Here is a 13,596-nt window from a genome sequence, read left to right on the forward strand (position 1 = left end):
CGCCGCAATCTCCCTTCAGGCATTCATACTGGCAGAAACCCTATCGAGCAGGCGCCTCCCCGCCAAGGGGCGGGGAGCAGCAAGGACTCGCGGCCGCTTGAGGCCGCTCCGCTAGGGAGGCCGCAAAGGCGGCCGACCGTCAGCGCCGTCCGAGCGGGACCCCCTTGCGGGGTCCCCGAGGACGGCGCTCCCCCCGGACCGCGGCAGCGTCCTGCCCGGTCGACCCTCGCCTCAGGCGGTCGCCTTCAGCGCCGCGATGAGCCTGTCGAGGTTGCCGCCGGCCGCCTCGTACTGGGCCCCGATCTCGGCGCGCTCGTTGGTGAGCATCGAGACGCCCTCGATGATCAGGTTGATCACCTTGGGCGCGCCGCCGCGCTCGCTCACCTGCCATTCGACCGTGAACCCGTCGCGGCCGGGGCGCGTCACGTTCGTCTCGACGAGGACGCCGCTTTTGCCGGCGTCGCGGGCGCGAACGATGGCGATCGAGGCGTTCTGGTAGTCGCGGAACTGCTTGCCGTACTTGCGCGACAGATAGGTCTGGAACGCCGAGACGAACGCCTGCTTCTGCGCCGCCGATGCGCTGCGCCAGGGCGGCCCCAGCACGCTCGCGGCGACGACGGGTATGTCGCCGTAGCGGGCGAGGAGCCTTTCGAAGTCGCCGTAAAGCTGCGCCTCGGAGCGGCCGGAACGCAGGAGCGCGATCAGCTGCTCCGAGAGGCCGGCCACCAGCGCGGTGGCCCGGTCGGTGGCCGCGTCGGCGCGCGCGACCGTCGGACGCAACGGCAGGAGGAGCGTCGCCGCCGCGCCGAGCCCGAGGACGAGCGCGCGACGCCGGCCGATCCGGCCTGCTTCATTGATCGGCATAGGGATCCTCCAGGGTCTCGAGCGCCGTTCCGCCACCTTGCAGGCGCGAGGTCATGTTCTGCAAGTAACTGATTCGTTGGGACGTATAGCTGTCGGCGCTCTCGTAGAGCAGGGCCTCGATGGCCGGGTCGAGCTTGTAGCGGTCATGCAGCAGGTCGACGCCGCGCAGGCCGGCGATCGCGTAGGAGGCGCCGCCAGTGAGGTAGAAGACGGGGTCGGTGACGATGTCGACCGCGTAGCCCATCCAGTCGCGCTGGGTGCCCGGACCGCCGACTGGCAGCTCCCAGTAGCCGCCCGCCGGGACGCCCCAGACGTGCAGGGTCTCGTCGACGTTGGTCTCGCGGAAGGGCAGGCCCATCTCCTTGGCCGGGTCGAGCAGGCCGCCGAAGCCGAACACCGTGTTGATCGCGAAGCGCATGGAGTTCTCCAGCGTCCGCACGGGCCGCCCCTGCAACAGGGACTGGATCGCGCCGTGCGGCAGGCGCGAATGGTTGACGAGATTCGTCACGCCGTTCCGGGCCGGCTCGGGGACAGCCGCGCCATAGGCGCGCGCGGCCGGGCCGTACAGGCTCGAATCGAGCGCGACGTTCAGATCGTGGGCGGCGCGGTTCTGCGCCTCGAGCGGATCGTCCTCCAGCGACGGCGGCGGCGCCGGGCGCGTGGCGCAGCCGGCGGCGGCGCTGAGGCAGATCAGCGCCAGCGCGCGGGCGATGTCGGAAGCCTTGGTGCGGCGCATCGTTCCTCCCGTCCGGGACGCTCTCTTTAGCCCCCTTCATCGGTTGGCGCCACCTTCCGGCGCTGCTCTCGGGGTAGGCGCGAGCGCGCTGCGCCGCAAACCGAGGTACGCCTGTTGCTCCGCCGGCATGGCGGCGACGACGCCAACGGAGGTTTCCTAAGATGTATCAATGGCATGGGATTTCCTTCCTAGCGAGTCCCGTACGGTGGCGTCGCGGGCGTTAACCTCGCCTTAACGCGGGTTGCGGCAAGTGGATGGTGCGGCGCAAGATCGTCCGCGATCCCGAACGCGATCCCCGAGGAGGCGAAGCGGCATGAAACGTGCTGCGCTCGTGGCGGCCGTCGCCGTCCTGCTGTCCGGCGCCGGCCTCGGCGCGATGACCCGCTCGGGCGGGATCGGGCATTTCCCGGGGACGCCCGTGCGGGCGCATGTCGTCCTCGGCCCGGTCCTGGTTCTCGCGCATCCCGTCCACCCGCTGGAGGAGGCGGCGACGCCGGTCGCCGTGGCCGCACGCGCGCGCTACGGCGCGCTCGACGCGCTGGCGCGGGTCAGGACCGAGCCGCTGCCCGGCGGGGCGGGGGGCGGGCTCGTCTCCGCCGTGGCGATCCGCTGGCGCTGACGCTCAGCGCGGCGGGCCGTCCGCCCGGTCGAGGAAGTCGCCGGCGATCGCCATCGCCATCGCCGTGATCTCCGGATCGAATTGCAGGAAGCTGAACGGCGCGCGCTCCTTCTGGTCGAAGCCATGGGTGGCGTTGTCGAAGACCCGGGTTTCGACCGGGAGGCCGGCCATCGCCAGCTCGCCTGCAACCTCGAGGCAGGCGTCGGCCGGCGCGATCGCGTCGCGCCCGGCCAGCAGGAACAGCACCGGGATCGGCAGGCTCCACCCGACGCGCCGGGCGCGGTTCGCCGTCCCGCAATAGGGATAGAGCAGGATCGCGCCCACCACACCGTCGAGCGGCGCGGCCGTCGCTCCCCCGGGCAGTTCGGAGAGACCGTAGGGCAGCCGCCACTCCTTCTCGAAGGCGAGGAGCTCCATGATCGCCCAGCCGCCATGCGACGAGCCGATCAGGACCAGCCGGTCGGGATCGACGAACTTCATCCGCCGCGCGTCGTGGATGGACACGAGGACGTCGGAGGCGCGCTCCGAACCCATCAGCAGCTGCCCGGCGCAGATCAGCCGCCAGACCTCGTGTTCCTGGAAGTCCCGCGGCGAGTGGCTGTCGACGACGATCGCCGCCCAGCCGCGGGCGTTCAACATGTCGGCCCAGCGATCGAGATTGTCGTGCGGCCCGTCGCATCCCGAGTAGAGCAGCGCGGTGGGAAAGGGGCCCTCGCCGGGCGGAACCATGGTGCGGTAGTAGGGCCGCAGCGCCGCGGCGACGGCCTCGGGCGGCTCCGCGGGCACGAACCAGCCGAGATAGCGCCCGAGGCTGTTGCCGGCGATGACGACGAGCCAGAGGCAGACGAAGCCGCCGACCCCGAGCACGATCCAGCGCCAGCGCCGCCACCAGCGCAGGAGGCGCGGGCCGGTCGGCGGAAGCCTGCTCTGGTCGCGGTCGGACATCGTCACCTCTGGTTGCGTGCCTGTTTACAATGCGGGCACGGGTGGTCCATAGCCTCGCTGTCCAGTTCCGTTTGACCAGTTCCGGGAGAGACCGCCAATGGACCATGCCAGCATCGTGACGACCTGCCGCCGTCTCGCCCTCGAGGCGGGGGCCGCGATCATGGAGGTCTACGAAGGCCCCGAGTTCGACGTGAAGGCCAAGGCCGACGCCTCGCCGGTCACGGTGGCGGACGAACGCGCCGACGCGCTGATCTCGGCCGGTCTCGCGGCGGCCTTCCCCGACATCGCCATCGTCACCGAGGAGCAGGCGGCGAGCCACGGCGTCACCGCCACCACGTTCTTCCTCGTCGATCCGCTCGACGGGACCAAGGAGTTCGTGCAGCGCCGGGGCGACTTCACCGTCAACATCGCGCTGATCGAGGACGGCGTGCCGACGCGCGGCGTCGTCTATGCGCCCGCGATCGGCCGGCTGTTCTACACGCTCGCGGACGGAAGCACGGTCGAGGAGACCGGCCCGCATGCGGCGGACGCCAGAGGGCCCGTCAAGGCGCTCGAGGTGTCCGACCCCGATCCGGCCGCGCTCGTCGTCGTCGCGTCCAAGTCGCACCGCGATCAGGCGACCGACGACTACATCGGCCGCTACGCTGTCAGGGACTTCCGCTCGGCCGGATCCTCGCTGAAGTTCTGCCTGGTGGCTGCCGGCGAGGCGGATCTCTATCCCCGGCTCGGACGCACGATGGAGTGGGACACGGCGGCGGGGCAGGCGGTGCTCCTCGGCGCGGGCGGCAGCGTGGTGCGCTTCGACGATCACACGCCGCTCACCTATGGCAAGGCCGGCTTCGAGAACCCGTTCTTCATCGCCCATGCCCCGGGCGTGCCTCTGGCGGGCGCCTGACGGCCTTGCGTGTCCTGCTGGTCATACCGGCCCGCTACGCCTCGACCCGCTTCCCGGGCAAGCCGCTCACGCCGCTGCGCGGGGCGACCGGCGAGGCGCGGAGCCTGATCCGCCGCGCCTGGGACGCGGCGCACGAGGTGCCGGGCGTCGACAGGATCGTGGTCGCCACCGACGACGACCGCATCCGCCACGCCGCGGAAGCGTTCGGCGCCGAAGTCGTGATGACCTCCGAGCGTTGCCGCAACGGCACGGAGCGCTGCGCCGCGGTCTCGCGCGCGCTCGGGCCGGGCTGGGACGTGGTGGTGAACCTGCAGGGCGACGCGCCGCTGACGCCGCCCTGGTTCCTCGGGGCGCTGATCGGCGCCATGCGGGGGGATCCCGACTGCGAGATGGCCACCCCGGTGCTGCGCTGCGACGCGCATTCGCTCGCGAGCTTTCTGGAGGACCGTCGCAACGGCCGGGTAGGCGCGACGACGGCGGTGTTCGGCGCCGAGGGGAACGCGCTCTACTTCTCCAAGGAAGTGATACCCTATACCGGCCGGCCGCTCGGCCCCGACGAGACGATACCGGTCTTTCACCATGTCGGCGCGTACGCCTATCGGAGGGGCGCGCTCCTGCGCTATGACGAATGGCGCGAAGGTCCGCTCGAGGCGTGGGAAGGCCTGGAACAGCTCCGGTTCCTGGAGAACGGCGTGCCAGTTCGCTGCGTCGAGGTCGAGGCGCGCGGCCGCGCCTTCTGGGAGGTCAACAACCCCGAGGACGTGGCGCGGATAGAGGCGATTCTTGCTGCCGAGGGCCGGGTATGAGCAAATGCACGCGACGGCGGCTTCCGGCTGTGCTACGTCGGCAGCGGGTCTTGATGGAACGCGCGCCGGGGACGCGAGTTCCTGGATGAGTAACGAGCGAGGGGCGAAATGAGCCGCAAGGTGACGAAGGCAGTTTTTCCGGTTGCCGGTTTTGGCACCCGATTCCTGCCAGCGACGAAATCCGTGCCGAAGGAGATCCTGCCGCTCGTCGACCGGCCGTTGATCCAGTATGCGATCGACGAGGCCCGTGCGGCGGGAGTGAAGGAGTTCATCTTCGTGACCTCGCGCGGCAAGAGCGCGCTCGAGGACTATTTCGACGGCGCGCCCGAACTCGAGGCGGCGCTTCGCGAGGGCAACAAGACGGCGCTGCTCGACACGCTGAGGCAGACGGACATGGATTCGGGCGCCGTCGCCTACGTCCGGCAGCAGGAGCGGCGCGGCCTCGGCCACGCGGTCTGGTGCGCGCGCCGGCTGATCGGCGACGAGCCCTTCGCGGTCATCCTGCCCGACGACGTGATCGACGCGGAGACCCCCTGCCTCAAGCAGATGGTCGAGGCCTATCAGGAGACCGGCGGCAACATGGTCGCCACCATGGAGGTTCCGCACGCCAGCGTGTCGTCCTACGGGATCGTGGACGTCGGTTCCCAGACCGGCGTCACCATGACGGTCAACGGCATGGTCGAGAAGCCGAAGCCGGCCGATGCGCCGTCGAACTTCGCGGTGATCGGGCGCTACATCCTGACGCCGAAGGTGTTGCACAATCTCGAGAAGCTGGAGGCAGGCGCCGGCGGCGAGGTTCAGCTGACCGACGCGATCGCGCAGGAGATCACGCGCAGGGGCGACGTGCATGCGTTCCGCTTCCGCGGCCAACGCTTCGACTGCGGCTCCAAATCGGGCTATCTGCAGGCGACCGTCGCGTTCGGCCTCGCCCGGGACGAACTGCGCGGCGAGTTCCTGGAGTACCTCCAGAGCGTGCTCGACGCCTCGCACGAGCCCGTGCGCAAGAAGGCCGTCGCCGGGGCCTGATCGGGGCAGGGGCAGGGGCTCCGCCACCGGGCGAAGCCCCGCCGCGTCTCACCGCATGATCCGATACATCCGATGCGAATGTCCCGCCCGCCCGACGCGGGCGGGCGCCTTTCTTGCGCCGGCCCGCCCGATCGGGAAAGCGTCGGCCATGGCGACGGGAAGAAACGGCCAAGCCTGAGATCGCCGCCGCCGGGCGGTCTCAGGCGGCCTGCTCGCTCTTGGTCTCGGTCAGGATGGCGTAGAGCGCGTTGGGGTCGAAGGTCGATCGCAGCTTGGCGCAGATCGCCTCGCTGCGCAGCGTGCGCGACACGCGGGCCAAGGCCTTCAGGTGCTCCGCGCCCGCCGCCTCGGGGGCGAGGAGCGCGAAGACGAGGTCGACCGGCTGGCGGTCGATCGATTCGAAGTCGACCGGCTTCTCCAGCCGCACGAACAGCCCGACCACGCGGCTGACCCCGGCGAAGCGCGCGTGCGGGATCGCCACGCCGCGCCCCACGCCGGTCGGCCCCAGCGCCTCGCGCTCGCTCAGGGCCTTGTAGGCGGCTTCCGACGACAGGTCGTAGACCTGCTCCGCCATGTCGGCGAGATCCTGGAGCAAACGCTTCTTGCTCGTCGCCTTTAGGGGCGCGCGCACGGCCTCCACGCCCAGAATCTGCGAAAGCTCCATGATCAGGGACTCCCTCGGCCCGTCGCCGCTACTGGCTGTTCCTCGGATCGATCCAGCCGATGTTGCCGTCGTCGCGCCGGTACACGACGTTTACGCCGCCATGCGCGTCATTGCGGAACACGAGCATCGCCGCCCCCGCAAGTTCCATCTGCATCACCGCTTCGCCGACCGACAGAAAAGGCACACGCGTCTCCATCTCGGCGACGATGATCGGCTGGAGCGTCTCCGGCTCCGCGTCGTCGGCATGCTCTTCGCCGCTGGCGAGGATGTAGGACGGCGCGTCGACGGCTTCAATCGGAAACTCGCGGTTGCGGTTGTGGTCCTTCAGCCGCCGCTTGTAGCGCCGGAGCTGCTTCTCCAGCCGTTCGATCGCCGAGTCGAAGCTGGCGTAGATCTCGCCGGCGCGGGCCTTCGCCTGAGCCGTGAGCCCGGTCGGCAGGTGGACCGAACTGTCCGCCACGAATTCGTGGCGGTCGCGCGAGAAGATCACGACGGCCTCGACCGCGCGGTCGGCATACTTGCCGCACAGCGCGGAGACCTTCTCCTCTACGTGCAATTTCAGCGACTCGCCGACGTCTATCTGCTTGCCGCTGACCTGGATCCGCATGTCGCGCCCCCTTGTGCGCCGGCAGCCACAGCCGGCTCTGGTTGGTTCGCCCGTCTGGCGTCCGTATGACCGAACCGTCAGGTTCGGGCCAGGGCCGCCCTGGCTCGACGACGCTCGACCGAGGACGGTATGCCCATGCCTTCCCGGTATTTTGCAACCGTGCGCCGAGCAATTTCAATCCCCTCTTCGGCGAGCAGCGCGACAAGCCGGTCGTCCGAGTGCGGCCGGGTCGGCCCCTCGTCGCCGATCATCGTCCGGATGCGCGACTGGACCGCGGCTGCCGAGACGCCCTCGCCCCCCAGCGACGACTGGATCGTCGCGCTGAAGAGGCCCCGCATCTCGAAAACGCCCCGCTCGCAGGCGACGTACTTGTCGGCCGTGACCCGGCTGACGGTGGATTCGTGGAGCCCGATCCGGTTGGCCAGCGCCCGCTGGGTCAGCGGCCGCAGCCGGCTCGGGCCCGCGTCGAAGAACGCGTCCTGGTGGCGGGCCAGCTCGCTCGCGACCTTGAGGATGGTGCGCGCCCGCTGCTGGAGGCTGCGGACCAGCCAGTTCGCCGCCGCGCTCATCTCGGACACGTAGGCCCGGGTGGCGCCGTCCTTGCCGGCGAGCCGCGTGACGTAGCGGTTGTTGACGAGGACGCGCGGCAGCGTCTCGGTGTTGAGCTCGACCGTCCATCCGCCTCCGGGCGCGCGCTCGACGTAGACGTCCGGCGCGATCGCCTGCGTCGGCGTCTCGGCGAAGCGCAGGCCGGGCTTGGGGTCGAGGGCGCGCAACTCGGCGAGCATCCCGGCGAAGTCGGCCGCATCGACGCCGCACAGCGCCTGAAGTTCCGCCGTGCGGCCACGCGCCAGCAGCGCGAGGTTCTCGACGAGCGTCCGCATGGCGGGGTCGAACCGATCCTTGTCGCGCAGTTGCAGCGACATGCATTCCGCGAGCGTCCGGGCGCCGACGCCGACCGGATCGCAGGACTGCACCAGCGCCAGCCCCCGCTCGGCATCGGCGGGCGCGAGCCGGTGGCGCGCCGCGACTTCCGCCAGCGGCACGCGCAGATAGCCGTCCTCCTCCAGCTCTTCGGCGAGGAGGCGCGCCGCCGTCACCACCGGCGCGGCCGCGCGCACCGCCCCGATCTGCGCCAGAAGGTGCTCCGCGAGACCCACGAACGCCGGCGTCGTGTCGAGCGCGTCCAGCGACCCGCCGCCCGCGCGCGGGCCGAGGCTCGTCCGCGTCGGCGTCGCCGGCGGCGGCGGCGCGAGTTCGAGGAACGGGTTCTTCTCGACCTCGGCCGCCACGTATTCGGAGAGCGCGAGGTTGGACAGTTGCAGCAGCCGGATCGCCTGCTGCAACTGGGGCGTCATGACGAGCGTCTGCCCCTGGCGAATCTCGATGCGAGGGGCCAGCGCCATCAGGCGTCTCCCCGCCCGTGGTCATATGCGGAAGCTGTCGCCAAGGTAGACCCGCCGCACATTGTCGTCGCGCACGACCTCCTCGGGGGTGCCGGTCATGATCACCGATCCCCCATGGAGGATATAGGCTCTGTCGACGATTTCCAGCGTCTCGCGCACATTGTGGTCGGTGATCAGGACGCCGATGCCGCGATCCTTGAGCTGGCGGACCAGCTTGCGGATGTCCGCGACCGCGAGCGGGTCGACGCCGGCGAAGGGCTCGTCGAGCAGAACGTACTTCGGCAGCGCCGCGAGGCAGCGCGCGATCTCCACCCGCCGCCGCTCGCCGCCGGAGAGCGCGATGGCCGGGGCGCGGGCGAGATGGGCGATCGAGAACTCGCCGAGCAGTTCGTCGAGCAATTCGTGGCGCTTCTCGGGGTCTGGGACGGTGACCTCGAGGATGGCGCGGATGTTGTCGGCGACCGAAAGGCCGCGGAACACGCTCGCCTCCTGCGGCAGGTAGCCGATCCCCATCTTGGCGCGGCGGTACATCGGCAGGTGCGTCACGTCGACGCCGTCGACGCTGACCGTGCCCGAATCCGGCGGCACGAGGCCGGCGAGGGCGTAGAAGCACGTGGTCTTGCCCGCGCCGTTGGGGCCGAGCAGCGCCGCCACCTCGCCGCGCCGGAGCGACAGCGAGACGTCGCGCAGGATCGGGCGCCGGCGGTAGGCCTTGCCGAGGTTGGCGGCGACGAGGCCCTTGCCTCCCTCGGTGACGCGCAAGGCCGGCCGGCTCACGGCGCGCCCTCCTTGACCTCGCCGGGAACGATGATCGTCTTGACCCGACCCTCGAGCGTGCCGGTGCCGGCGTTGAGATCCAGCCGCAGCCGCTCGCTCGCCAGCGCGTTGGAGCCCTGGGTCAGCAGCACGTCGCCGTCCATCTCGACGATGCCGGTCGTCACCACGTAGCTCGCGTGCCTGGCTTCGGCCGCCTCGGCGCCGTTCGACAGTGTGACGTTGCCGGAGGCGTCCATGCGCTCGATGCCGCCCTGCCGGCCCTCCGCGCCTTCGGCGTAGTAAACCTCGAGCCGGTCGGCGGCGAGGCGCAGCTCGCCCTGGCCGACCTTTACCGTGCCGGTGAAGACCGCCGTGCGCGCCGCCTGGTCGAGGGCCAGCGCGTCCGAGGTGATCTCGACCGGCAGCGAAGAATCGTGTTCGAAATCGAACGGGACCGAGGCGCCCCCCGACGAGGCGCCCGCCCGCGCCAGAGCCGGGGCGTCCTGCGCCGCCGCCGCGCCGCCCGCCGCCAGCGCCGCGATCAGGGCAGGGATCGTCAGCGCGCGCATTCGGGGGCCTTTCATTCGCTGGCAGAGCCCGCCCCGGTCGGGGCGGTGGCGGGATCGTATACCACGCGCACGTTCTCTTCGAACAAGAACTTGCGCGCGCCGCCCGCCTCGTCCGGCGGCGAGACGGTGAGCTTCGCCGCGTCGATCGTGCCCATCGGGCCGTCGCCGCCCACGTCGCCGGTCGCCACCATGCTCCCGGCGCGGAGATCGACGTCGACGCGGCTGGCGACGAAGGCGTAGCCGTCGTCGCTGTCGAGCCGCACCGCGCCTTCGAGCGCCAGCGCCTGGCTGCGAAGGTCGAGATCGCCGGCGTCGGCGCGGACGTCCACGCCTCTTCCGTCGGCGAAGTCGACCCGCCCCGACAGGTCCTCGATGGCGGCGCGCGTCGGCGGCGCCGCGTCGGGCGTCACCTCGGCTGCGGTGAAGCGGAAGCGGTCGCCGGCCTCGGTCGTACCGGAGAAGACCGGCGCCGTCACCCGCATCCCGTTGCCGAGCGCCGCGAGGTCCGCGGGCGAGAACACCAGCTCGCCCCCGCCGCGGGGCCGCTCCGAGCCGAGGAAGAGCCCGGCGAGCATGGCGATGGCGACGAGCGGCAGCCCGACCTTGAGGAACGCGACGAGGCGGGAATGGAACCCGGGGCCGGCGGCGGCCATGGCTCAGGCGACGCCGGCGCGCAGGCAGTCGTGCACGTGGAGCACGCCCGCCGGCCGCCCGGGCGCGGCGGGGTCGATGGCGAAGAGCGTGGTGATGCGCGAGCCGTTCATGATCCCCAGCGCCTCGGACGCCAGAGCCGTGGTCGCGATGGTGCGCGGCGCGCGGGTCATCACCTCGGCGACGCCGCGCGACAGCAGCCCGTCCATGTGCCGGCGCAGGTCGCCGTCGGTGACGACGCCGACCAGCCGGCCTTCGGCGTCGGTGACGCCGACCACGCCGAAGCCCTTCGCCGTCATCTCGAGGAGCGCCTCCGGCATGCCCGCGTCCATGCCGACCAGCGGCGCCTCATCGCCGCGGTGAATGAGCTGCCCCACGGTGGCGAGGCGGGCGCCGAGGCGGCCGCCGGGGTGGAGGTCGCGGAACTCCGCCGGCGTGAAGGCGCGGGTCTCCATCAGCGCCACCGCCAGCGCGTCGCCGAGGGCGAGCGTCATCGTGGTCGAGGTGGTGGGCGCGAGGCCGACCGGGCAGGCCTCGGGCGCCGGGGGCAGCACGATCCCGACGTCGGCCTGGGCGATCAGCGTGCTTTCCGCCCGGCCGGCGACGGCGACGAGCGGAATGGCGAAGCGGCGGGTATAGGCGATCAGGTCGGCGAGCTCCGGCGTTTCGCCGGAGTTGGAGAGCAGCATCACCACGTCGTCGCGGGTGATCATGCCGAGGTCGCCGTGGCTCGCCTCGGCCGGATGGACGAAGAAGGCCGGCGTGCCGGTCGAGGCAAGGGTGGCGGCGATCTTGCGGGCGACGTGGCCGGACTTGCCCATGCCGGAGACGATCACCCGGCCTCTCGTCGCCAGCAGCAGCTGCGCCGCCGCCGCGAAGCTGTCGCCGAGCGCGTCCGCAAGGCTTGCGAGCGCCGCCGCCTCGATGCCGATCACCCGCCGGCCGGAGGCGATCAGGCTCGCGTCGCGAAGGATGGCGTCCTCAGGCATGGGCGAAGATGTCGATCTTGTCCCAGCCCGCAAGGTCGAGTTCCGCACGCGCGGGCAGGAAGTCGAAGCAGGCCCGGGCCAGTCCGGTCCGTTCCTCGCGGGCGAGGCGGGACTCCAGCGCCGCCTTGAGGCGGTGGAGGTGGAGCACGTCCGAGGCGGCGTAGTCGATCTGCGCCTGGGTCAGCGTCTCCGCCCCCCAGTCGGAGGATTGCTGCGCCTTGGAGACGTCGACCTCGAGCATCTCGCGCAGCAGATCCTTGAGCCCGTGGCGGTCGGTGTAGGTGCGCACCAGCCGCGAGGCGATCTTGGTGCACCAGATCGGCCGCGTCAGCACGCCGAAGCGGTGGCGCAGCACCGCGACGTCGAAGCGGGCGAAGTGAAAGAGCTTCTCCACCCCCGGGTCGCCGAGCATGGCGACGAGGCGGGGCGCGTCGTCGCCAGGGCGGATCTGCACGAGATGGGCGTCGCCGTCGCCGGCGGAGAGCTGGACGAGGCAGAGCCGGTCGCGGGCGGGGATCAGGCCCATCGTCTCGGTGTCGATGGCGACGACCGGGCCGAGGTCGAGGCCTTCCGGCAGGTCGCCCTTGTAGAGGTGGTTCGTCATCTCGCTCCCTCGCCCGGCGCCGCGCGGGAGCGCGGTCGCGCGGGGGGAAGTGGTGCCCGGGAGAAGACTCGAACTTCCACGGCCGTTAAGCCACTGGTACCTGAAACCAGCGCGTCTACCATTCCGCCACCCGGGCCGGTGTCGTCGGCGCGAGATATACGCGGGATGGGGCGCTGTCAACGGCGCCCGCACGGGTTCGCCTCGCCGCTGCCTCACGGCGAGGGATAAGGTAATACATTGATATTGGACCGTTCCTCAAGGTGTCGCGCGGAGTCTGGCGCCGTGCGACGCGCCGGGCCGCTCCGCGGGACGGATTGTTGCTTTATCTTCCCCGCCGCACCTGTATAGTGCCGCGCCATGAGCATACGGCAGACCCTTGGGGCTTTCGGAGCGCAGGCCGGGCGTCGCCCGGTCGGGCTCGCGCTGCTAGGCGGCCTCTGAGCGCGCCAGGGTTCCGGCGCGCGCGCTCAGGGGACCGACGGGATCGCGCCGAAAGACGCCCTTTCGCTCAAGGTAGACCACAGCCATGACCGCCAACGCCTCCGACCAGGACCGCGTCCTCATCTTCGACACCACGCTCCGCGACGGCGAGCAGTCGCCCGGGGCGACGATGACGCTCGAGGAGAAGCTCCAGATCGCCGAACTGCTCGACCAGATGGGCGTCGACATCATCGAGGCCGGGTTCCCCATCGCCTCGGACGGCGATTTCGAGGCGGTGAGCGAGATCGCGAAGCTCGCCCGTAGTGCGGTGATCTGCGGGCTGGCGCGCGCCAACCAGAAGGACATCGACCGCTGCTGGGAAGCGGTGCGGCACGCGCGGCGGCCGCGAATCCACACGTTCATCGGAACCTCGCCGCTGCACCGGGCGATCCCGAACCTCGACATGGACCAGATGGCCGAGCGGATCCACGAGACCGTGACCCATGCCCGCAACCTCTGCGACAACGTGCAGTGGTCGCCGATGGATGCGACGCGGACCGAGCACGACTATCTCTGCCGCGTGGTCGAGATCGCCATCAAGGCCGGCGCGACGACGATCAACATCCCCGACACCGTCGGCTACACCGCCCCGCGCGAGAGCGCCGACCTCATCCGGATGCTGATCGAGCGGGTGCCGGGGGCGGACGAGGTGGTCTTCGCGACGCATTGCCACAACGACCTCGGCATGGCGACGGCGAACGCGCTCGCCGCCGTCGAGGCGGGGGCGCGGCAGATCGAGTGCACCATCAACGGCCTCGGCGAGCGGGCGGGCAACACCGCGCTTGAGGAGGTGGTGATGGCGATGAAGGTGCGGCACGACATCATGCCGTACCGGACCGGGATCGACACCACGAAGATCATGCAGGCGAGCCGGCTCGTCGCCACCGTCTCGGGTTTCCCGGTGCAGTTCAACAAGGCCATCGTCGGCAAGAACGCCTTCGCCCACGAGAGCGGCATCCACCAGGACGGGATGCTGAAG

The 13,596-nt window shown here is 70.9% G+C and carries 16 protein-coding genes and 1 tRNA gene; 5 read left to right on the forward strand and 12 right to left on the reverse strand.

What is annotated here, in order from left to right; genetic code table 11:
- Nucleotides 1-231: 231 nt before the first annotated feature.
- Nucleotides 232-864 carry a phospholipid-binding protein MlaC gene (locus KBA23_RS12670; protein WP_290741482.1) on the reverse strand — a complete coding sequence of 211 codons (633 nt, stop codon included), beginning with the start codon at nt 862-864 and terminating at the stop codon, nt 232-234.
- Complete coding sequence (locus KBA23_RS12675) at nt 851-1,600, reverse strand: VacJ family lipoprotein (RefSeq protein WP_290741484.1); 750 nt, start codon at nt 1,598-1,600, stop codon at nt 851-853. The genes KBA23_RS12670 and KBA23_RS12675 overlap by 14 nt, the downstream gene beginning before the upstream one ends.
- Before the next feature lie 313 nt (nt 1,601-1,913).
- Here KBA23_RS12675 and KBA23_RS12680 point away from each other — a divergent pair, with 313 nt between their 5' ends.
- Nucleotides 1,914-2,219, forward strand: coding sequence for a hypothetical protein (locus tag KBA23_RS12680; protein ID WP_290741486.1), 306 nt, complete (start codon nt 1,914-1,916; stop codon nt 2,217-2,219).
- A 3-nt stretch (nt 2,220-2,222) separates the two neighbouring features.
- On the opposite strand, the gene KBA23_RS12685 is transcribed toward KBA23_RS12680, so the two are convergent.
- Nucleotides 2,223-3,164, reverse strand: a complete 942-nt coding sequence (locus tag KBA23_RS12685) for a dienelactone hydrolase family protein (protein ID WP_290741488.1) — start codon at nt 3,162-3,164, stop codon at nt 2,223-2,225.
- 97 nt (nt 3,165-3,261) lie between these two features.
- Here KBA23_RS12685 and cysQ point away from each other — a divergent pair, with 97 nt between their 5' ends.
- From cysQ to galU, 3 genes are all read left to right on the forward strand, one after another.
- Nucleotides 3,262-4,059, forward strand: a complete 798-nt coding sequence (cysQ, locus tag KBA23_RS12690) for a 3'(2'),5'-bisphosphate nucleotidase CysQ (protein ID WP_290741490.1) — start codon at nt 3,262-3,264, stop codon at nt 4,057-4,059.
- Between the two features lie 5 nt (nt 4,060-4,064).
- Nucleotides 4,065-4,865 (forward strand): manno-octulosonate cytidylyltransferase, encoded by an 801-nt coding sequence (locus tag KBA23_RS12695; RefSeq protein WP_290741492.1) that lies wholly within the window; start codon nt 4,065-4,067, stop codon nt 4,863-4,865.
- 108 nt (nt 4,866-4,973) lie between these two features.
- Complete coding sequence (galU, locus tag KBA23_RS12700; RefSeq protein ID WP_290741493.1) at nt 4,974-5,891, forward strand: UTP--glucose-1-phosphate uridylyltransferase GalU; 918 nt, start codon at nt 4,974-4,976, stop codon at nt 5,889-5,891.
- A 199-nt stretch (nt 5,892-6,090) separates the two neighbouring features.
- Here the strand turns inward: galU and KBA23_RS12705 are convergent, their stop codons facing one another.
- From KBA23_RS12705 to KBA23_RS12745, 9 genes are all read right to left on the reverse strand, one after another.
- Nucleotides 6,091-6,555 (reverse strand): PTS sugar transporter subunit IIA, encoded by a 465-nt coding sequence (locus tag KBA23_RS12705; protein WP_290741495.1) that lies wholly within the window; start codon nt 6,553-6,555, stop codon nt 6,091-6,093.
- Nucleotides 6,556-6,583: 28 nt separating this feature from the next.
- Nucleotides 6,584-7,162: a ribosome-associated translation inhibitor RaiA gene (gene raiA, locus KBA23_RS12710; RefSeq protein ID WP_290741497.1), complete on the reverse strand. Its 579-nt coding sequence runs from the start codon at nt 7,160-7,162 to the stop codon at nt 6,584-6,586.
- Nucleotides 7,163-7,239: 77 nt separating this feature from the next.
- Nucleotides 7,240-8,568, reverse strand: coding sequence for an RNA polymerase factor sigma-54 (gene rpoN / locus KBA23_RS12715; RefSeq protein WP_290741498.1), 1,329 nt, complete (start codon nt 8,566-8,568; stop codon nt 7,240-7,242).
- A 21-nt stretch (nt 8,569-8,589) separates the two neighbouring features.
- Nucleotides 8,590-9,345, reverse strand: coding sequence for an LPS export ABC transporter ATP-binding protein (gene lptB / locus KBA23_RS12720; protein ID WP_290741499.1), 756 nt, complete (start codon nt 9,343-9,345; stop codon nt 8,590-8,592).
- The gene (locus KBA23_RS12725) at nt 9,342-9,893 is read right to left on the reverse strand and encodes an LptA/OstA family protein (protein ID WP_290741500.1); all 552 of its coding nucleotides are present in this window, start codon (nt 9,891-9,893) and stop codon (nt 9,342-9,344) included. The genes lptB and KBA23_RS12725 overlap by 4 nt, the downstream gene beginning before the upstream one ends.
- A gap of 11 nt (nt 9,894-9,904) precedes the next feature.
- Entirely contained in the window at nt 9,905-10,546 is a 642-nt protein-coding gene (locus KBA23_RS12730) for a hypothetical protein (RefSeq protein WP_290741501.1), read from the reverse strand.
- A 3-nt stretch (nt 10,547-10,549) separates the two neighbouring features.
- The gene (locus KBA23_RS12735; protein ID WP_290741502.1) at nt 10,550-11,533 is read right to left on the reverse strand and encodes a KpsF/GutQ family sugar-phosphate isomerase; all 984 of its coding nucleotides are present in this window, start codon (nt 11,531-11,533) and stop codon (nt 10,550-10,552) included.
- Nucleotides 11,526-12,137, reverse strand: coding sequence for a ribonuclease D (locus KBA23_RS12740; protein WP_290741503.1), 612 nt, complete (start codon nt 12,135-12,137; stop codon nt 11,526-11,528). The genes KBA23_RS12735 and KBA23_RS12740 overlap by 8 nt, the downstream gene beginning before the upstream one ends.
- Nucleotides 12,138-12,187: 50 nt before the next feature.
- Nucleotides 12,188-12,273, reverse strand: a tRNA-Leu gene (locus KBA23_RS12745).
- Between the two features lie 390 nt (nt 12,274-12,663).
- Here KBA23_RS12745 and KBA23_RS12750 point away from each other — a divergent pair.
- A partial coding sequence (locus KBA23_RS12750) for a 2-isopropylmalate synthase (protein WP_290741505.1) occupies nt 12,664-13,596 on the forward strand: 933 nt, incomplete at its 3' end.

Origin of the sequence: Amaricoccus sp., assembly GCF_017995835.1 — a bacterium.
GTDB lineage: Bacteria > Pseudomonadota > Alphaproteobacteria > Rhodobacterales > Rhodobacteraceae > Amaricoccus.